Source organism: Citrobacter sp. Cb023, from assembly GCF_030336805.1.
GTDB lineage: Bacteria > Pseudomonadota > Gammaproteobacteria > Enterobacterales > Enterobacteriaceae > Citrobacter > Citrobacter braakii.
Window position 1 is genome coordinate 28,406 of the sequence record NZ_JAOWCV010000034.1, and the last position, 19,166, is coordinate 47,571.

Sequence of the window (19,166 nt, forward strand, 5' to 3'; positions counted from 1 at the left end):
GCTAATGGGGAAAAACCTTAATCTTAAAAGGGGATTGTTGCATGATTGTTGTATTTACAATGCCTGTCCTGTCAACGGAGCGCGAAAAGTAATATGTTTAACAATAAAATGTTAAATGGTGGTAATTTTAAGCGGAGTGTGAAAAAATTTTATTTCCTCATTTTTTCTGGCTATTCCTCTTTTATCTCAATAAAAAATATTTTGTTTTGCCTCTCGACAGAAGGAAATTATTCAGGCTATTTTCTAAACGTGCCACCATCGTGGCAGCGTCGCTCGGACGGTCCGGGCGCTAACGTTAATCTGAGGATATTATGGCTGACTCCCGCCCTGAACGTCGCTTTACGCGTATTGATCGTCTTCCCCCTTACGTTTTTAACATTACTGCTGAACTGAAGATGGCTGCGCGTCGGCGCGGCGAAGATATTATCGATTTCAGCATGGGGAACCCGGATGGGGCCACGCCTCCTCACATCGTCGAAAAACTCTGTACCGTGGCGCAGCGCCCGGATACGCACGGTTACTCAACCTCGCGCGGCATTCCGCGTCTGCGTCGGGCGATTTCCCGTTGGTACCAGGAACGCTATGACGTTGAGATCGATCCGGAATCCGAAGCGATTGTGACGATTGGCTCGAAAGAAGGATTGGCGCACCTGATGCTGGCCACGCTGGATCACGGCGATACGGTCCTCGTACCGAACCCGAGTTATCCGATCCATATTTATGGCGCGGTGATTGCCGGCGCGCAGGTACGCTCAGTGCCGCTGGTCGAAGGCGTCGATTTCTTTAATGAGCTGGAGCGAGCGATTCGCGAAAGCTACCCGAAACCGAAGATGATGATCTTAGGTTTTCCTTCCAACCCGACTGCGCAGTGCGTCGAGCTGGAGTTCTTCGAAAAAGTTGTGGCCCTGGCTAAACGCTATGACGTGCTGGTGGTTCATGACCTGGCCTATGCCGATATCGTCTACGATGGCTGGAAAGCGCCGTCGATTATGGAGGTACCGGGCGCTCGTGATGTCGCGGTGGAGTTTTTCACCCTATCGAAAAGCTACAACATGGCGGGCTGGCGTATCGGTTTTATGGTAGGTAACAAAACGCTGGTGAACGCGCTGGCTCGAATTAAGAGCTATCACGATTACGGAACCTTTACTCCGTTGCAGGTTGCAGCAATCGCCGCGCTGGAAGGCGATCAGCAGTGCGTGCGGGATATTGCTGAGCAATATAAACGTCGTCGAGATGTGCTGGTTAAGGGGCTGCATGAAGCCGGGTGGATGGTCGAGATGCCCAAGGCCTCGATGTACGTTTGGGCGAAAATCCCAGAGCAATACGCCGCGATGGGCTCACTTGAATTTGCCAAGAAACTGCTGAACGAGGCGAAGGTATGCGTTTCGCCGGGGATTGGTTTTGGTGATTATGGTGATACGCACGTGCGCTTTGCGTTAATTGAAAACCGCGACCGTACCCGCCAGGCGATCCGTGGCATCAAAGCAATGTTCCGCGCCGATGGCTTACTGCCTGCCAGTGCAAAATCGGCCACTGAAAGTACCGACTAACAACACGTTTCCCCAAAAGCAAACAGGAGCCATCAGGCTCCTGTTTTTTTGCTGCGTCTTTTAATTTAGATCATCAGGGCGAAAGTACCGGCCCAAACGATGACCATAAAAGAAATGCCCATAAAGAAATATTTCACTTTTCATCTCTCCGCGTACCTGAGGTACGTCTAAATGAACATATGCTAACCTGACAGAGAGCTGATGCACGCGTAAACGAAATGGAGAATTCCCTTCGTTTGCTTGTCTGCATCACCTCAGAATTCTGAGCTTTTATGCTCCAGACGGCGCTAATGTACGCCTAAAAATGAGGTGAGACAAGAGGCATTTTTTTATTTAATTTTAATAACTTACAAGTGTCGTGATTCGGCGACAGTTTAATTTCTGTCGGTAATAAATTGCTATTGAGCGACGAAATGTTTACTCGGAGAATTCTCATATCTCCATGATGTTAATGCGGTTAATTTTTCGCGGAATGAGATTATGAAAAGGTTAAAAATGACCAGATTAATGATGTTAGCACTCGTTCTTACGCCAGTGACGTCGATGGCGGCCTCGCCGATGGCATTCAATTTCAGCTGCGCAAGTATTGGTGGTGTGAATAGTGATGGTAAAGGCAATATCTGGATTGATGGCACTAAGGCGACGGTAAAGGCCTTCAATGAAAATTACTGGGAAGCAAAAAGCGGTAACAATACCGTGTCTATCTCCCGTAAAGATGACGGGAATCCGGACGTTTCCTGGACCGGGCCTAATCGTAAGCACGGGATTTGCCTGCCTGAAGACAATATCGACTTTTCAGGGGCAAAGAAATCGACCAGCAACGGGCCTTCTTTTTCCTGTTCTGCGGTAGCAAAGGGCAGTATCGAAGAGGTTATCTGTCAAAGTCCTTCGCTCTCAGCCATGGATTTGGCATTGAACGGGGCCTACAAGCAGGCGCTGGTAAAATCGAGTAATAACCCGACGCTCAAAGCAGAGCAACGCGGCTGGGTGAAAGGGCGTAACGAATGCTGGAAAGATCAGGATAAGCCAGCGTGTATAGCCCGTAACTACAATGAGCGAATGGCTGAATTACAGAACAAGTGGGGCGTGAAGTAATTCAGGCGCAGAAAAAAAGAAAGGCCTTTCGGCCTTTCTTTTTAGATGTACAACGAGGCTTCACCCATCGGGCGAGTTTTGAAGCGACGGTGGATCCAGAGATACTGCTCGGGCGCGCGCATGATCTCTTTTTCGATAATTTTGTTCATATACGCCGCTGCCTGGCTTTCATCTGTTGGATAACCTTCCATTTCTGGCGTGATGAACAGGCGGTAACCGGAGTTATCTGCTTTTCTCACCATGGTTACGGTCAGCATCGCTGCGCCCGATAACCGTGACAGCACGTAAGTACCGTTGGTGGTCGCGACGTTTTTGACTGCGAAGAAGGGGGCGAATGAACTCCCTTTACGACCGTAGTCCTGATCGGGGGCAAACCATACCGCTTCCCCTTTTTTCAGGGCGCCGACAATACCGCGCAGATTATTTCTGCCGATCATGGCCTTGTTGGAGCGCATACGACCGCGGGTTTGGATCCACTCCATCAACTTATTGTTGTGCGGGCGATAGGTTGCCATCATCGGTTGGCAAAGTCCCATTACGCGACCACCCAATTCGAGTGACATAAAGTGTACGCCTACCACCATCACGCCACGGTTTTGCATCTGTGCGCGTTTCAGGTTGTCCAGCCCTTCTACATCAAACCATTTGCGTACCCGGCGATCCGGCCAGAACCAGGCCATACCCGTTTCAAGCAGCGCCATGCCGAGTGAACGGAAGTTCTCATCGACCAGTTTGTCTCTTTCTTCTTGCGACAGATTTGGGAAACAGAGTTCGAGATTTTTATGAGCAATAGATTCACGGCGTTTTAAAAATGGACGAGCCAGCGTTCCTGTACGGGTACCAAGACAACACAATACGGGATAGGGAAGTTGTACCAGTAACCAGAGCACACCGACGCCAAACCATGTGAGCCAGTAGCGCGGATGCAAAAACGCGCGTGAAAATTTACATTGGGGGAACATAAGCACCTGTTGTTGATACGAAATAGGTGTATCGCGAAGATTCTTTAGTCTGCCGCTTTACAGTCTGTACTGATCGTTAGGCCGCCATGAACGACATTGGTTCCTGTAAAGAGTGTAAAACTGAGTCAGGACAAAACCAGGAAGGGGCATGAATGATCGGACGCTCAATGTACACCCGAATATTAATGTCAGCCAGAAATAATTACTCAAGATGCGTAAATGTTTTTACGGCGATTAAGGTCAAAAATGAGTCGATATATAATGCGTTGTTTTTATGACGATTAAATAAACGGCTGTCGAATAAATTAGTAGTCAGCGATTGAGTGATTTTTGTAACGAAAATGTTGCTTAAATTGCGAACCATTGGGAATTGTCTTAGAATATAAACTCAAGGGAGTGTAAGGACTTACGTAAATTTTTACGGCAAACAGGAGGTATCGCTATGTTCTATTTTTGGATCTTTCTCGCGTTGAGCATTCTGAGCGTCAGTTGCTATATCTGGCAGGTTATGGGGACTGCGGCGTCAATAAGTGCTTTTATCGGCATGGCCATACTCACGGCATTAATTTACGTTTTTACTATGCAGTTGACCAATGGTAACGAGATGGTTACCGGATTATTCCTTTTTCTTGCCCCAGCATGCGGTTTGATCATCCGCTTTATGGTGGGTTACGGTAAGCAATAAATTATCACGTTGAGCTATTTATTCTTTATCTGAATGTATTGAAGTGCCAGCATCGCTGGCACTTTTTGCGAGACTCAAATCGGTTACCGGGCATCAGCCAACTGGAGTGACGCTTCCTCTTGCTGAGCGTTTTTCCGTTGTTGTTCGAGTTCCAGCGCGCCGCGATGGGAGAGGTAGCAGAACAGGATGCAGCAGACAATCCCGCCCATCAACAGATAGAAGCCGCCATGCCATCCCATTTTATCGACCATCACGCCAAACAGGCTGGTTCCCAGCGATGCGCCAAAAATGTAGCTCATGAATCCGCGTAACCCTACCGCAGAACCTACTGCGAAGCTGGGGACGATTTCCATGGTCTGAACGGAGGCCAGGAACTGCGGAACATAAATCAGGCAACCCACGATGGCGGCAAAAATAGTGACCATCAGCAGCGATTCACTTTTCCAGTAACCGATCAGGCAGACGAAAATCAGCGCCATACAGATCATGGCCAGCGGCATGCGACGGCCTTTAAACAGTTTATCGGTGAGCCAACCCGCCAGTAATGTGGAAGGAATTGCCGCCCATTCGAAAAACAGAAAAGCTATGCTCATTTGCTCTTTCGAGAAATGTTTTTCGGTTAATAAATAAATTGGCAGCCAGCTAATCATACCAAAACGCACCATATAGACAAAAACGTCTACCAGTGAAACATACCAGGCATTTTTATTACGCAATACATAGGTGCAGAAGATCTGGAAGGCACTCATATTTTCTGGCGCCTGGACAGCGTGTCGGGAATTTAATACGACTTTTTCTTCCGGCATCATTTGTTCCAGAGCCGGCAAACCCTCCTGGCGTGGTGAACCTTTCCCCAGCATCAGCACAATAAAAGCAAACAGTACGGCAACACAGGCCGGAACAATATAGCTGGCGCTTTGCCAGTGTTCGCTCCCCAAAATGGCAAACGCGGCGCCAACAATCGGGGCGACAATACCACCGCCAACGTTGTGTGAGATATTCCAGAATGCGCCAACGCGTCCACGTTCTTTACGTGGAAACCAGTTAGCGATGGTAATAAATGAAGGGCCAACGCCCATCCCCTGAAACAAACCGTTGAAAACGACCAACGCGGCGAATATCCAGAATCCGGTACTGAACCCCAGGCCTACGTTGACGATAGCGCACAGGATCAGGCCGCATGCCATGAAGACTTTCGGGCTGGCTTTGTCTGCCAGACTGCTCATAATGCCTTTACTGATCCCATAGGCAATAAGCATGCAGCTGCTGAGTAAACCAATCTGCGTAGCGCTGAGATCCAGGTGCTCCTTCAGATATGGAGTCGAGAGCGTGAAGTTATTGCGCACAATATAGTACGCAAGATAGCCAAGAAATACGCTGAGTAATGCCTGAATGCGGTATCGGCCATAAGTTGCCTGGACTTTCTCCGCCGGGACTTTATTCGCCGCTGGTCCTGCCTTAAATATTGATAACATATCATCACCTAATTTTTTATTGATGTGAATATCAGGATTTTTCGCAGTGAAGAGTGAAATAGACGGCAAAGAAACTCAAGTTGATGAAATGTGTCACTATTGACTCAATTTTCGGGCGGCGTGGCAGATTTTGACTCTTTTTTAATAATGGATTTTCAATTCTATTCTTTCACGGACATTTTTATCATCGGCGTGTGCGGGTATTAACAAATTCAGGCTGCATTTTCGGGTATTCTTTACTGATGTCGTCACTTTCCGTTTGGTTATTCTACGAATAACCTTATTCTTCCCCCCAGCGGTGATAAACGGGTAAGTTTTGTCTCAATATTATTTTTTGTACATGTTGGTATTTATGAACGGGATCACAAACAGACTGTTGGGCCGGGGGCGTTTTTGGGCATTCTTGCTCTGTTTTATGTCGCTGTCGGCGAGCTGCCAGGTCCTGGGTAAAGAGCTGGTGATGGCGACCACCTTTTCCCCAGGGGCCACGGCCTGGATTATCCAGCGCTGGCAGACGGAGCCAGGGTCAGTGATGATTCGCACGTTAAACCGGACCAGCGGTTCGCTGGAACAGTTGCTGGATACTGCGAATGCGGAAAACGTCGATCTGATTTTGACCTCATCACCCATGCTGTTGCAGCATCTTCAGGAGCACCAGAAGCTGGCACCTTTCGATAATGCGCTGCCTGAAAGCCAGCGGCTGGTGCCAGACTCGATTCGCTCGACCTCCGTGGCTGTGGCGATATCAGGGTTTGGCCTGTTGATTAATCGTTCTGCGCTGGCGGCGCGGCATCTTCCGCCGCCTGCCGACTGGGGGGATTTAACGCAGCCTAAATATCAGAACGCGCTGTTGATGAGTAGCCCGTCGCGTTCCGATACCAACCACCTGATGGTTGAGTCGCTGCTGCAACAGAAAGGGTGGGAAGAGGGCTGGGCGACGCTGTTGGCCAGCGCCGGTAATCTGGTAACGATTTCATCACGCAGTTTTGGCGTGGCCGACAAAATTAAGAGCGGTCTGGGCGTGGCGGGGCCGGTTATTGATAACTATGCCAACCTGTTGCTTAACGATCCGCACCTTACTTTTACCTATTTCCCTCGCTCGGCGGTGTCACCCACCTATGTTGCCGTACTCAAGAATAGCCAGCACCCCAACGAAGCGCGTCGCTTTATCCGCTATCTGTTAAGCCCGGAAGGACAGCGGATCCTTGCGGATGCGAACACGGGGAAATATCCGGTCACGCAGCTCGCGCCTGATAACCCACGCGCCGCTCAGCAGGCTATTTTGATGAGCCAGCCCGCGCTTAATTATCGGCTGATCCTTAAGCGGCAACAGTTGGTGCAGCGGATGTTTGATACCGCCATCAGTTTTCGACTCGCGCAGCTGAAAGATGCCTGGCGGGCGCTATACAGTGCGGAAGCGCGCCTGAAACGCCCGCTACCCGAAATCAGAGCATTACTGACCAGCGTCCCGATAGACGCCAGAAGTAGTGAGGATGAGGCCTGGCTTGCGCAATTTGAGAATAAAAGCGTAGCCGAACAGCAGATGATGGAGTGGCAGCTCTGGTTTCTTAAAAATCAGCGTCAGGCGATATCCAAACTGGAAGAGTTAAAATGAAAGGTGGTTCGATACTGCAACGCCTGCGCCAGCTCAGCATCAGCAGCAGCCTGCGGGGAGCGTTTCTGACGGGCGCATTACTGACGTTGAGCGTAAGCTGCGTCAGTTTGTACTCCTGGCATGAGCAGAGCTCGCAGATACGCTATTCACTTGATGATTACTTCCCGCGCGTACATTCCGCTTTTTTGATAGAAGGAAATCTCAACCTGGTTGTGGATCAGCTTAATGAATTCCTGTTGGCCCCCAACACCACGGTGAGGCTGCAACTGCGCAATCAAATTATTTCTCATCTGGACAAAATTGAGGTGCTGAGCCGGGGATTACAATCGGCAGAACAACAGCAGTTGGCGGTGATTTTGCAAGACAGTCGGGCGCTGATGGCGGAGCTGGACCGGGTGCTCTACAACATGTTCCTCGTGCGCGAAAAGGTGAGTGAACTCTCCGCGCGCATCGACTGGCTACATGATGATTTTACTACTGAGCTGAATTCGCTGGTGCAGGATTTTACCTGGCAGCAGGGGACGTTGCTGGATCAAATTGAGGCCAAAAACGGCGATGCAGCGCAGTATCTCAAACGTGCCAGAGAGGTACAAAACGAGCAGCAGCAGGTTTACACCCTGGCAAGAATTGAAAATCAGATCGTGGATGATTTACGCGACAGGCTCAATGAACTGAAGTCGGGTAGCGACGACGGAATGCTGGTGGAGAATCATATCCGCTATCTGGAGAACCTGAAGAAAACGGCGGATGAAAATATCCGTACCCTCGATGACTGGCCCAGTACTATCACCCTGCGGCAAACCATTGATGAGTTACTGGAAATCGGGATGATGAAAAATAAAATGCCCGATACCATGCGCGATTATGTCGCCGCGCAAAAAGCGCTCGTTGATGCTAACCATGCCAGAGAGGCAACGCTCGGGCGCTTTCGAACACTGCTTGAGGCGCAGTTGGGGAGTAGCCATCAGCAAATGCAGATGTTTAACCAGCGGCTGGAACAAATTGTTCGCGTCAGCGGTGGACTTATTCTGCTGGCGACGCTGCTGGCGCTACTTCTCGCCTGGGGGCTCAACCATTACTTTATTCGTTCGCGTCTGGTGAAGCGTTTTACCGCACTCAACCAGGCCGTGGTGCAAATTGGTCTTGGCAGAACGGATGCCACCATCCCGGTTTATGGGCGCGATGAGCTCGGGCGCATCGCAGGATTGCTGCGCCATACTCTGGGCCAGTTGAGTGCGCAAAAAAATCAGCTGGAGCAGGAAGTGACAGAGCGCAAGGAGATAGAATCCGATCTCCGGGCAACGCAGGATGAACTGATCCAGACGGCAAAACTGGCAGTGGTTGGACAGACCATGACCACGCTGGCGCACGAGATTAACCAACCGCTGAATGCGCTGTCGATGTACCTGTTTACGGCGGGAAGGGCAATTGAACAAGGACAATCCGCTCAGGCCAGAAGTACGTTAACCAAAGCGGAGGGGCTGATTATCCGTATTGATGCCATTATCCGTTCGCTGCGTCAGTTTGCACGTCGGGCCGAGCCGGGCGCGCCTTTGCATCCGGTCGATCTGCGACAAACATTCAGCGCCGCCTGGGAACTGTTGGCCATGCGGCATAAGCCTCAGCAGGGTACGCTGACGCTTCCAGCCCAGAGTGTATGGGTGACAGGTGATGAAGTGCGTATTCAGCAGGTGCTGGTAAACGTACTGGCAAATGCGCTGGATGCCAGTCCGACTGGCGCGCAAATAGAGGTTCACTGGCAGGCTGAGGGCAGCCGATTGTGCGTCTTTGTCTGCGATAACGGCCCCGGCTGGCCGGAGGCGTTATTGCCATCACTATTAAAGCCGTTTACCACCAGTAAGGATGTGGGGCTCGGTATTGGCTTATCGATTTGTGTATCGTTAATGGGGCAAATGAACGGCGAGCTGCGCCTGGCGTCGACACCGGGGCGTAATGCCTGCGTCGTTCTGCAATTTAATCTGACGGATGTAAACGATGTTGTGTGATGACTATTCTGTTCTGCTGATTGATGATGATGCCGATGTTCTCGACGCTTACACTCTGTTGCTTGAACAAGAGGGGTACCGTGTCTATGCATGCAATAACCCTTTTGATGCCCGAAACTGGCTGCAAGCCGACTGGCCGGGGATTGTTCTGAGCGATGTGTGTATGCCTGGCTGCAATGGAATAGACCTGATGACGTTGTTTCATCAGGATGATAATCAGCTACCTATCCTGCTAATCACCGGGCATGGCGATGTCCCGATGGCGGTGGAGGCAGTAAAGAAAGGCGCATGGGACTTTCTGCAAAAACCGGTCGACCCCAGCAAACTGCTGTCGCTGGTAGAGGATGCGCTGCGTCAGAGAAAATCCGTGATTGCCCGTCGCCATTATTGCCAGCAAAAGCTTCAGGTTGAACTGCTCGGCTACAGTGACTGGGTCAATCAGTATCGTCAACGTCTGCAACACCTGGCGGAAACGGATATTGCCGTCTGGTTTTATGGCGAGCCGGGAACGGGACGTATGACCGGAGCCCGGTATTTGCATCAGCTTGGGCGCAGCGCTGATGGGCCGTTTATCCGCAGTGAACTAACGCCCGGGAACGCGGGACTACTCAATGACCTTATTGCACAGGCGCAAGGAGGAACGCTGGTCCTGAGCCATATTGAGTGCCTGACACGTGAACAGCAGCACCATCTGGTGCATCTGCAAAGTCAGGAGCGGCGTCCGTTTCGTCTGATAGGCATTGGTGACACATCGTTAGTGGAACTGGCGGCAACCAACCAGATTGTGGCCGAACTCTACTACTGTTTTGCGATGACGCAAATCGGTTGCCAGCCGTTGTCACAGCGTCCGGATGATATTGAGCCGCTGTTTCGTCATTACCTGCAGAAAGCCTGTCTGCGCCTGAACCATCCCGTGCCCGAGGTTGAAGGGGAGTTACTGAAAGGCATGCGGCGTCGCGTGTGGTTAAGTAATGTCCGGGAACTGGCGAATGCCGCCGAGCTTTTTGCCGTTGGGCTACTCCCGCTGGCTGAAACCGCGAATCCGCAGCTGCATCTGCCTGAACCGACACCGCTCGATCGGCGGGTTGAAGAGTACGAGCGACAGATCATTACTGAAGCGCTAAATATTCATCAGGGGCGCATTAATGAAGTGGCGGAGTATTTACAAATCCCGCGTAAAAAATTGTATTTACGCATGAGAAAATACGGGCTGAGCAAAGAACACTATAAGTTTTAGTCGCCAGGATTGGGGGAGAAGGGACGTCGAGAGTATTTCGGTGGCGGCGTTGGCGTTCACCGAAATAGGCAACGGAAGTCCAGGTGATTATCTGGTTGTCTTTCTTACCACATCAAATCATCAGGGATGACAAAATCAGCATACGGATCGTCTTCGTCCTTCGCTTCCTGGCTCAGCTCGCAATTTAAAACAATATAACTTGCATCGCGCTGCGTAATCTTGTCGGCGACGACAGCCGGGATAATGGCGTATTCGCTATCGTTGCCGCTTTCAGCCGTCAGTCGGGCAATGGCCAGACGGCCCTTGATCAGCTGAGACTGAGTCACCTTGTCAACATAGACTTTTTTGATCAGGTTATTATCAGTAAAGTTGTAACCAATATCGCCACGGGTAATGGTGATTTTATTCATTTCAATCAGTTGCTTGATCTGGGCTTTATATTCTTTAGACAGCGCGGCCTGTTTCTGCTGTTCGCTGAGCTGCTTGTCGCGCTCAATTTGCGCTTTTTTATTCTCTTCAACCGCTTCTCTGGCTTCGCGAGCCTGAACGCGCGATTTCTTCGCCGTTCTTTGCACTTTGGCCACTTTTTTGCTGCTGACCAGACCTGCCTTAAGCATCTGTTCTTGTAGGGTAAGTTTTGTCATCGTCGCTTCTAATCCAATAAAATCGTTGTCAGGATTATAACCTTAACGTTCGGCGGGATGCCAGAAAATGGCCGTGCCACGACGGTTATCTCCAGTAGGCGTCACTGTTCTGTGTCTTACTCCCTTTCCGAATCGTGTTGATAGTTAACCCGTTTTTTAATAAGAAATAATATGCTGAATGATTTAACTAACTTGAGAATAGATATCATAAATATAAATATTCCAGTGATTTATCCTGATTGTCGTAATCAAATAGAGTTATTTTGGCAGGTATTTAATCTAAAAAACAATCAGTTGTCTCTTGATCAAATTTAAAGTGCAGCCTCATTGCGCCGATAACCATAATGAAAATATGGACAATGGAGGGAAGTGGCATGTGGTGGGTTTATCGAATGCCGATGAAAATGAAGTTAATAATCGCGCTACAACCACTATTATTGGCGTTATGTTGGTTTGCTGGTTCAGGAATATTGACGCGCATTGAGACAGAACGGCAGATGGAAAATATTGCTCAACTGACAGCGCTCGCGCGTAGTGCCGGAAATGTGGTGCATGAGCTGCAAAAAGAACGGGGAATGAGCGTCGGATTTCTGGGGGCTGAAGGGAAGACGTTCAAAGATGAGTTAACCGCGCAGCGGGCTTTAACCGATCGCGAGATCGAGGTCTTTGTGCGTTCACTGTCCGATACTGCATTACCAGAAGGGGATGCCGCCAATTCTGTCGCCACGTTTAAGAAAAACATTCTGTCGCTTGCCACCATCCGGGAAAACGTCACGCGATTGGGGCTTCCGGCCTCAGATGTCGTTAAGTTTTATACTAATGTCATTGCTGATGTGCTGAGTTTTGTGGGCAGGTTGGGACAGTTGACGGATTCAGGCGAGATGGCGAACGCATTCGCCGCCTACTACAACTTGCTGAATTTGAAAGAACAAGCAGGTATTGAACGCGCGCTGCTGTCAAATATCTTTTCCTCCGGTCATTTCGCCGAGGGGCAGTTACATCAACTCAGTGATGTCGTCAGTAAACAGAACGTCTGGCTGGCACAATCGTTGCGTCTGAGCCCTCCGGAACAGGCGACCATGCTGGAAAGCCGCTTACAGTCCACAGAAGCGTCAAAAGCCCTCTCATTTCGCGAAACCGCGTTTAGTCATGCCGCGAACGGTGGATTTGATGTCGATCCTACTGTCTGGTTCAAGGTTCAAACCCAGCGTATTGAAGTGATGCGGCAGATAGAAGATGTGACGGCGAATCTTCTGTTAGCGAATGCGGAAAAACTCGCGCAGGATGCACGAAAAAACTGGCAAATATATATGATTGTCAGCTTGTTAGCGCTCCTGGCATCATTGGCGTTCGCAGGGGCAATCGCTATCAATATGCATCGTCAATTTAGTGACACGCTCCGCAAGATTGCGGGTATGAACGGCGATCTGACTCAACGACTGGCGACCCCAGGGAAAGATGAGCTTTCCTCACTTAATCGCGCCTATAACACGATGCTGGAAAGTATTCAGCATATCGTCCAGGAGATTAAACAAGGCTCCGTGGTTTTATCCGATGCCAGCAGCAGTATTACGGCGGGTAATCAGGACCTGGCCCAACGCACGGATGAACAGGCAGCATCAATAGTACAAGCGGTGGCCAGTATGGAACAGCTCTCCACGACGATTACGCAAACGGCGGACAATGCCCGCGAAGCGGAGCATCTGACAATCAGGCTGGAAAAAGAGGTCCGCCAGGCCAGTAACGTCGCCAGTGCGGCAAATCAGAGCATGGGGGATATTCGCTCTTCCAGTGAGAAAATCTCGAATATTGTGACCTCGATAGACGATATTTCGTTTCAGACTAACTTGCTGGCGCTGAATGCGGCAGTGGAAGCTGCACGGGCAGGAGAGATGGGCAGGGGGTTTGCGGTTGTCGCCAGTGAAGTGCGGAATCTTTCGCAGCGTTGTGCCAAAGAAGCTAATCAGATCCGCGAGCTGGTCGCGCAGAATATGGTAAAAATTAGTGAGGGTGTTGAGCGGGTTACGGCGTCCGCTACCGCGCTAGAAGCCGCGGCGGACAATACCACCAGCATGAAGCAATATATTGCGGATATCGCTCGTGTAGCGACGGAACAATCGCAAGGGGTAACTCAGATTAACCTGGCACTGCGACCTATGGAGCAGGTCACGCAGCAAAACGCGGCGTTGGTTTCTCAGGCCGCAAGCGACAGCCAGCGCCTGGACAATCTGTCTGTCACTATGAAGGATCTGGTCAATCGTTTTGTTGTCTGACCTGACGCCGTTTAACCGACCCGGACAACATACCGGGTCGGTTCATCCCCTGGCGGGGAAATAGTATTAACGATAAATTGCTACAACGGGTTTTCCGTCATCGCCTATGGTTCCCCGATACATACCTTCAGAGTTGAAGGACATGGTGTAATTACCGGCTTTATCAAGCACAATTACTCCACCGCTGCCATTCAGCGCCTTAACTTCATCCAGAGCATTCTGCGCTGCGTCTTTTAAAGGAGTATTGCGGTATTTCACCTGGGCTGCAATGTTATACGCGGTCAGCGTGCGGATAAACATTTCTCCTGAGCCGGTTGCGGATACCGCCACGGTTTCATTGTCGGCATAATTTCCTGCGCCAATGATAGGTGAATCCCCCACACGTCCGTAACGTTTGTTGGTCATTCCGCCTGTAGACGTTCCGGCAGCGAGATTACCGTCTTTATCCAGAGCAACAGCGCCGACAGTGCCATATTTATAGTCATACATCATCGGGTCAGCGAACAGGGCAGCGCTCTTTCCATCGTGATCAAGGAGCACTTTTTCTTTTTGGATTGCATTCTGTAATTGCTGCCAGCGAAAATCTGTTTTGAAATAAGCAGGATCAACGGTTGCGAGTCCCTGTTCTTTTGCAAAGGTATCCGCGCCTGTCGAGACCATGAGTACGTGCGGGCTTTGAGTCATAACGGCATACGCCGCATTAATTGGGTTTTTAACCGTGGTTACACCGGCAACGGCACCGGCTTTTCGGGTTTTCCCATCCATAATGGACGCATCCAGTTCATTGCGGCCATCGTGGGTAAACACGGCACCTTTACCTGCATTGAAGAGAGGAGAATCTTCCATCACATTAATCGCTTTCTGAACGGCTTCCAGGCTGCTACCGCCTTTATTCAGAACCGCATAACCTGCATTCAGAGCTTCAGTGAGTTTTTCTGTATACTGCTTTTCCTGTTCTGGTGTGATGGTATCTTTTGTAATGGTACCGGCACCACCATGGATCACCAGCCTTATCGGCGATTGCGCGTCTCCCCATGCGGGAGCTGTCAGTAAGGTACAAAGGGTCAAAGTAGCGATACTGGTCTTGATTCTGAACATATGAATAAATTCCTTTTTTCTGAGTGATGAATCATTTCCGATAATGTTTCTCATTATCGGTATTAATCAGCCTGTTTATGGAGAACTTATTCCTGACAAACTGGCTAAAGATTAATCATGGCTATACTTCAATAACCATAATTTTGGTTAATTGATTTTAGTCAAAATATATTTTTAATGATTGATTTATCAATAAATGAAGCGTTTCCGCAGAAGTTTCTATCATTCCACTGACCATACTCACAGGCTTCCGGTTGCAGTCTGTCGCTGGTAAAGTGAGCAACCAATACCGAGATGTGGCCAGAAGGGAATTCCGAGTGACCGAACGTATTGATTATCAGACTGAAAAATACAGCTTTACTGAGGCGACTGAAAGTTCCCGTCTGGCTGGCCAGTGGGCTGATGTTATTGCTGAATGTCGGGAAATGAAGGCGGGTCCGCAAGAGCGTCTGCGTATTGCTTTATTGAATGTGGACTATGTGACCAGCTTTGAGCTGCCTTTCCGCTTGTTATTACTCCGTACCCCGCAACTGATTGCCAGCGTTCGTGAAGAGCTGCAGCTTAGTCAGAAAAACGTAATCTTTAACGGCAAACGCTTTGGTTGTGTTTACAGCCTGAAAGCGAGTCTCGGCGGGATACCGGATGAATTTCAGTACCGCCTGTCGCATCGTATTCGACGCATTAATCGTGCAGGTTCAAGCGAAGCGCCATATCAGCAAATTGCTAAAACGGTGAAAGCACCGCGTGAGCGTCTGAAGCTGGCACTGGAATCAGGCCTTGATGTCACTGCTTTGGACGGGCTTTTCTGGTTTGGCAGCCAACGTATTGCTGCTGACGTACTGAGGCTGAGAAAATCAGGGATGCGGATAGCTACTGAGCAGACAATGGTGTCCGACAATCTTACTGCAACGGTGAGGAATGTGCCGTTTTATCGCCTGGCTCAGGGATGAACTGACAGGTAAATGAAAGGATTTAGCCGGATGCATTTAATTAAAAGTGTCCCCTGCAGGAATCGAACCTGCAACTAGCCCTTAGGAGGGGCTCGTTATATCCATTTAACTAAGGGGACGAAGCGGCACGAGTATAGCGTTTTTTACTCACAACGGTAAGCCTCAGGCCACCCAACTGCTCAAACCGTCACCATTCACGCCTGTTTTTTCTGGTTTTTCTGCTTTTGCTCATCCCGCCTGGCTTGCAACCTGGCTTCTTCTTTGCGTTTATTGCTCATATCATTGCGGATCTGCGCGTGGCTCATCAGCGCGAAGATAAACGTCCCGCCACAGATATTCCCGGCGAGCGTTGGTAGCGCAAAGGGCCAGAAGAAATCACTCCAGTGCAGCGTACCATTAAAGACCAGATAGAGAATTTCCACCGAACCGACGACGATGTGCGTGGTATCGCCCAGCGCAATCAGCCAGGTCATCAGAATAATAACCACAATCTTTGCCGCACCGGCGGCGGGAAACATCCATACCATAGTGGCAATTAACCAGCCAGAAATGATGGCGTTGGAAAACATCTCCGTTGGCGTATTTTTCATCACATCCATGCCGATTTTGACAAAAGCATCGCGGGTTTCTTCATCAAAAATCGGCATATGCTCAAACGCCCAGGCGGCAACCCCGGTGCCAATAATATTACCTAGCAGAACCACACTCCACAGGCGCATCAGCAGGCCAAAATTGCCGAGCGTAGGGTTTTGCATTACCGGCAGGACGGCGGTGACGGTATTTTCGGTAAACAGTTGCTGGCGAGCCATAATGACAATTATAAAGCCGAAGGTATAACCGAGGTTCTCCAGCAAAAATCCTCCAGGCACACCTTCCAGTTGCACATGAAAAATTCCTTTAGCCAGTAGCGAGGCGCCCATCGAGAGTCCCGCAGCGATGGCTGACCACAGTAGCGCCATCGCGTCGCGCTCCATTTCTTTCTCCCCATCCTGGCGGATATGTTCATGGATCGCCATGGCGCGGGAGGGGAGTCTGTCCTCATCGACCTCAATCTTTTTACCCTCTAGCTTTTCGTCACTGTCGACCTGAAGTTCGTCGCTGTGCCGATCAATCTTTTCGTTCTCAATGTCATTCATAGCCGAATCCTGAATTAGCACGTATTGCTAAAGCGTAGCGGCTTTTGTCCGAAAATCAGCGGGAGAAAGTCTGAGATAGCAAAAATGGTAACGTTTGTTTTTATTGGGGTAGCTAGAATAGAGCCGCCGCGGAGTACGCATTACCAGGCTATGATCAAATCAGCAACACAGGGTATATAGACATCATTTGACGTGCTGTTACAATCGCTCACATCTAAACAGGCGGATACGTCATCGTTCCGTCATGGATGGCAATCAGCGATAGCCATAATACACAGGGAGACACTTATGAAGCTTCGCCTGTCGGCGCTTGCGCTGGGAACCACACTTTTGGTGGGGTGTGCGAGCTCTGGTACTGAACAGCAGGGGCGTTCGGACCCATTTGAAGGGTTCAACCGCACCATGTACAACTTCAACTTTAATGTTTTAGATCCATACGTTGTTCGACCGGTGGCAGTTGCCTGGCGTGATTATGTCCCGCAGCCGGCGCGTAACGGTTTGAGCAATTTTACCGGCAACCTTGAAGAGCCGGCCGTTATGGTCAACTATTTCCTGCAAGGCGACCCCTATCAGGGGATGGTGCACTTCACCCGTTTCTTCCTGAACACCCTGTTAGGTATGGGCGGATTTATCGACGTGGCGGGTATGGCTAATCCGAAGTTACAGCGCGTTGAACCACACCGTTTTGGTAGTACGTTAGGCCACTATGACGTTGGTTACGGACCGTATATGCAGCTTCCATTCTACGGCAGCTTCACGCTGCGTGATGATGGCGGCGACATGGTGGATACGCTGTATCCGGTACTGTCCTGGCTGACCTGGCCGTTGTCGATAGGTAAATGGACGGTTGAAGGGATTGAAACCCGCGCGCAACTGCTTGATTCCGACGGTCTGCTGCGTCAGTCTTCCGACCCTTACATCATGGTGCGAGAAGCTTACTTCCAGCGTCATGACTTTATTGCGAACGGTGGGAAACTCAAACCAGAAGAAAACCCGAACGCGAAAGATATTCAGGACGATTTAAAAGAGATCGATTCCGAGTAAGGAAGGTTGAAAATAAAAAGGTGAGCTAAAAAGCTCACCTTTTTTATATCTGAAGAAAATCAGAATGCGTAGTTGAAGTTGGTACCGAACAGCCAGGCTTTACCTTCAGAATCGAAAGTATACGGGCCTTCTTTGACGGTCACTTTCTGGCCGTGCATATAAGAAACGCCTACGTCAATGGATGCGTCATCATTGAAGGCGTAAGTGGTACCCGCACTCAACCACAGACGGTCCTGGTCCGGAATGGAGATGGAACGCTTGCTCGCAGGAACCGGGCTATCGTCATAGGCGATACCGGTACGGAAGGTCCAGCTTTTATCCATGTAATAAGTCGTACCCAGCGCGATGCGGTAAGAATCTTTGAAGCCTTCTTCTTTATAGAACAGCGTCTGCCCGTTGGTGCCGGTTGCTTTCAGTTCCTGGAACTGACTCCAGCTGGTGTAAGCCATGCTGTAGTGAATAGCCCACTGTGGTGCAACGCGGTTGTAACCCGACAGTTCCCACATTTCCGGCAGGTTAAGCGTCAGAGAACCTGGGACGGTGGCGTTGGTGGTTCCCCAAGGGAACGCCGTGCCTGCGCCAGGTAACGCGTTGGCCTGGGTGCGGATGCCGCTCTTGTAATCGCCATCGAAGTCGATTTTGACTTCAGACCGATACGTTAAACCGTAGCGGTTATTTTTATCCAGCTCGTACAAAATTCCGGCGTTCCAGCCGTAACCCCATTCGTCACCTTTCAGGCTGGCAATTTTCTGGCTGACTTTTGGCAATGCAGCAGTTTGTTCACCGGAATAACGCTCAATTTTTGCATCGGCATAGACGGCATTAAAACCAACGCCAAAGCTCCAGCTATCATTCAGACGGTAGGCACCGCTCAGGTTCAGGTTGACCGTTTTAAGATCGGTCTTCCCGCCGTATTCGCCGACGATGTAGTTATCGTTAAATTCGGTTGCCAGGCCATAGTTTGACGTGACAGAAGCCCCCCAACCAAACTGTTCGTTGATCGGCATTACGAAGTGAGCATTGGGAACCCACGCCGTAGGCGCGATGTTGTCCGCATCGGTGCTGCGTCCGGTGTATGGCGATTTACCGGAAATATTCACGTCTGGATCGATATACACCGCACCCGCTGAAAAAGTAGGGCGGTCAAACATCATAATCAGCGCCGGGTTACGACTGGCGTTACCTGCATCATCTGCAATAGCGCCTTCACCCGAATATGCCCGGCCAAGGCCAGAGGAAGAAAATTCGTTTAACTGAAAGCCTGCAGACCAGGCCTGTGTGGAGATAATTGCCACTGCGACTGCGAGAGCAGACTTTGTAAACAGGGTTTTCTGGCTCATGACCATAACCTCATTGATTTATTTTTATACAAACAATGTTACATACCGTAACAGGA

The 19,166-nt window shown here is 50.0% G+C and carries 16 protein-coding genes and 1 tRNA gene; 9 read left to right on the forward strand and 8 right to left on the reverse strand.

Translation table 11 applies throughout. From position 1 onward, the window contains the following. The first annotated feature begins 311 nt into the window (after positions 1-311). Complete coding sequence (alaC, locus tag OGW44_RS10420) at positions 312-1,550, forward strand: alanine transaminase (protein ID WP_016153894.1); 1,239 nt, start codon at positions 312-314, stop codon at positions 1,548-1,550. Between the two features lie 65 nt (positions 1,551-1,615). Here the strand turns inward: alaC and ypdK are convergent, their stop codons facing one another. Next, the gene (ypdK, locus tag OGW44_RS10425) at positions 1,616-1,687 is read right to left on the reverse strand and encodes a membrane protein YpdK (protein ID WP_010723117.1); all 72 of its coding nucleotides are present in this window, start codon (positions 1,685-1,687) and stop codon (positions 1,616-1,618) included. A 343-nt stretch (positions 1,688-2,030) separates the two neighbouring features. Here ypdK and OGW44_RS10430 point away from each other — a divergent pair, with 343 nt between their 5' ends. Further along, complete coding sequence (locus tag OGW44_RS10430) at positions 2,031-2,645, forward strand: lysozyme inhibitor LprI family protein (RefSeq protein WP_104651192.1); 615 nt, start codon at positions 2,031-2,033, stop codon at positions 2,643-2,645. Between the two features lie 41 nt (positions 2,646-2,686). On the opposite strand, the gene lpxP is transcribed toward OGW44_RS10430, so the two are convergent. Next, positions 2,687-3,607, reverse strand: coding sequence for a kdo(2)-lipid IV(A) palmitoleoyltransferase (gene lpxP, locus OGW44_RS10435; protein WP_185654985.1), 921 nt, complete (start codon positions 3,605-3,607; stop codon positions 2,687-2,689). Positions 3,608-4,049: 442 nt separating this feature from the next. On the opposite strand from lpxP, the gene OGW44_RS10440 reads away from it, so the two are divergent. After that, entirely contained in the window at positions 4,050-4,292 is a 243-nt protein-coding gene (locus OGW44_RS10440) for a DUF2545 family protein (RefSeq protein WP_019077325.1), read from the forward strand. An 83-nt stretch (positions 4,293-4,375) separates the two neighbouring features. Here the strand turns inward: OGW44_RS10440 and pgtP are convergent, their stop codons facing one another. Beyond that, a complete protein-coding gene (gene pgtP, locus OGW44_RS10445; RefSeq protein WP_016153890.1) occupies positions 4,376-5,767 on the reverse strand; it encodes a phosphoglycerate transporter PgtP in 1,392 nt (463 codons plus the stop codon). A gap of 421 nt (positions 5,768-6,188) precedes the next feature. On the opposite strand from pgtP, the gene pgtC reads away from it, so the two are divergent. From pgtC to pgtA, 3 genes are read left to right on the forward strand one after another with little or no spacing between them, the layout of a single operon-like run. Continuing rightward, complete coding sequence (pgtC, locus tag OGW44_RS10450; RefSeq protein ID WP_369707203.1) at positions 6,189-7,382, forward strand: phosphoglycerate transport regulator PgtC; 1,194 nt, start codon at positions 6,189-6,191, stop codon at positions 7,380-7,382. 11 nt (positions 7,383-7,393) lie between these two features. Continuing rightward, positions 7,394-9,388: a two-component system sensor histidine kinase PgtB gene (pgtB, locus tag OGW44_RS10455; RefSeq protein ID WP_172452809.1), complete on the forward strand. Its 1,995-nt coding sequence runs from the start codon at positions 7,394-7,396 to the stop codon at positions 9,386-9,388. Beyond that, entirely contained in the window at positions 9,378-10,625 is a 1,248-nt protein-coding gene (gene pgtA / locus OGW44_RS10460; protein WP_185654986.1) for a two-component system response regulator PgtA, read from the forward strand. The genes pgtB and pgtA overlap by 11 nt, the downstream gene beginning before the upstream one ends. Positions 10,626-10,729: 104 nt before the next feature. On the opposite strand, the gene OGW44_RS10465 is transcribed toward pgtA, so the two are convergent. Beyond that, positions 10,730-11,269, reverse strand: coding sequence for a DUF2058 domain-containing protein (locus OGW44_RS10465; protein ID WP_185654987.1), 540 nt, complete (start codon positions 11,267-11,269; stop codon positions 10,730-10,732). 374 nt (positions 11,270-11,643) lie between these two features. Here OGW44_RS10465 and OGW44_RS10470 point away from each other — a divergent pair, with 374 nt between their 5' ends. Further along, positions 11,644-13,542, forward strand: a complete 1,899-nt coding sequence (locus tag OGW44_RS10470; protein WP_185654988.1) for a methyl-accepting chemotaxis protein — start codon at positions 11,644-11,646, stop codon at positions 13,540-13,542. 66 nt (positions 13,543-13,608) lie between these two features. Here the strand turns inward: OGW44_RS10470 and OGW44_RS10475 are convergent, their stop codons facing one another. Then, positions 13,609-14,640 carry an isoaspartyl peptidase/L-asparaginase family protein gene (locus OGW44_RS10475; RefSeq protein WP_065554069.1) on the reverse strand — a complete coding sequence of 344 codons (1,032 nt, stop codon included), beginning with the start codon at positions 14,638-14,640 and terminating at the stop codon, positions 13,609-13,611. Positions 14,641-14,957: 317 nt separating this feature from the next. Between OGW44_RS10475 and OGW44_RS10480 the strand changes: the two genes are divergently transcribed. Next, entirely contained in the window at positions 14,958-15,590 is a 633-nt protein-coding gene (locus OGW44_RS10480; protein WP_019077318.1) for an ECs1377 family protein, read from the forward strand. Between the two features lie 47 nt (positions 15,591-15,637). Here OGW44_RS10480 and OGW44_RS10485 read toward each other — a convergent pair. Next, a tRNA-Arg gene (locus OGW44_RS10485) sits at positions 15,638-15,709 on the reverse strand. 75 nt (positions 15,710-15,784) lie between these two features. Next, entirely contained in the window at positions 15,785-16,726 is a 942-nt protein-coding gene (locus OGW44_RS10490) for a formate/nitrite transporter family protein (protein ID WP_047416338.1), read from the reverse strand. A 288-nt stretch (positions 16,727-17,014) separates the two neighbouring features. Here OGW44_RS10490 and mlaA point away from each other — a divergent pair, with 288 nt between their 5' ends. Then, positions 17,015-17,770 (forward strand): phospholipid-binding lipoprotein MlaA, encoded by a 756-nt coding sequence (gene mlaA / locus OGW44_RS10495; protein ID WP_003028190.1) that lies wholly within the window; start codon positions 17,015-17,017, stop codon positions 17,768-17,770. Between the two features lie 59 nt (positions 17,771-17,829). On the opposite strand, the gene fadL is transcribed toward mlaA, so the two are convergent. Next, on the reverse strand, positions 17,830-19,110 hold the full coding sequence (gene fadL, locus OGW44_RS10500) for a long-chain fatty acid transporter FadL (protein WP_016157062.1): 1,281 nt from the start codon (positions 19,108-19,110) through the stop codon (positions 17,830-17,832). Positions 19,111-19,166 lie beyond the last annotated feature (56 nt).

Coding starts and splice junctions, on each gene's coding strand:
- alaC (WP_016153894.1), top strand. CDS start 312: ATGGCTGACTCCCGCCCTGAACGTCGCTTTACGCGTATTGATCGTCTT.
- OGW44_RS10430 (WP_104651192.1), top strand. CDS start 2,031: ATGAAAAGGTTAAAAATGACCAGATTAATGATGTTAGCACTCGTTCTT.
- lpxP (WP_185654985.1), bottom strand. CDS start 3,607: ATGTTCCCCCAATGTAAATTTTCACGCGCGTTTTTGCATCCGCGCTAC.
- OGW44_RS10440 (WP_019077325.1), top strand. CDS start 4,050: ATGTTCTATTTTTGGATCTTTCTCGCGTTGAGCATTCTGAGCGTCAGT.
- pgtP (WP_016153890.1), bottom strand. CDS start 5,767: ATGTTATCAATATTTAAGGCAGGACCAGCGGCGAATAAAGTCCCGGCG.
- pgtA (WP_185654986.1), top strand. CDS start 9,378: ATGTTGTGTGATGACTATTCTGTTCTGCTGATTGATGATGATGCCGAT.
- OGW44_RS10465 (WP_185654987.1), bottom strand. CDS start 11,269: ATGACAAAACTTACCCTACAAGAACAGATGCTTAAGGCAGGTCTGGTC.
- OGW44_RS10470 (WP_185654988.1), top strand. CDS start 11,644: ATGTGGTGGGTTTATCGAATGCCGATGAAAATGAAGTTAATAATCGCG.
- OGW44_RS10475 (WP_065554069.1), bottom strand. CDS start 14,640: ATGTTCAGAATCAAGACCAGTATCGCTACTTTGACCCTTTGTACCTTA.
- OGW44_RS10490 (WP_047416338.1), bottom strand. CDS start 16,726: ATGAATGACATTGAGAACGAAAAGATTGATCGGCACAGCGACGAACTT.
- mlaA (WP_003028190.1), top strand. CDS start 17,015: ATGAAGCTTCGCCTGTCGGCGCTTGCGCTGGGAACCACACTTTTGGTG.
- fadL (WP_016157062.1), bottom strand. CDS start 19,110: ATGAGCCAGAAAACCCTGTTTACAAAGTCTGCTCTCGCAGTCGCAGTG.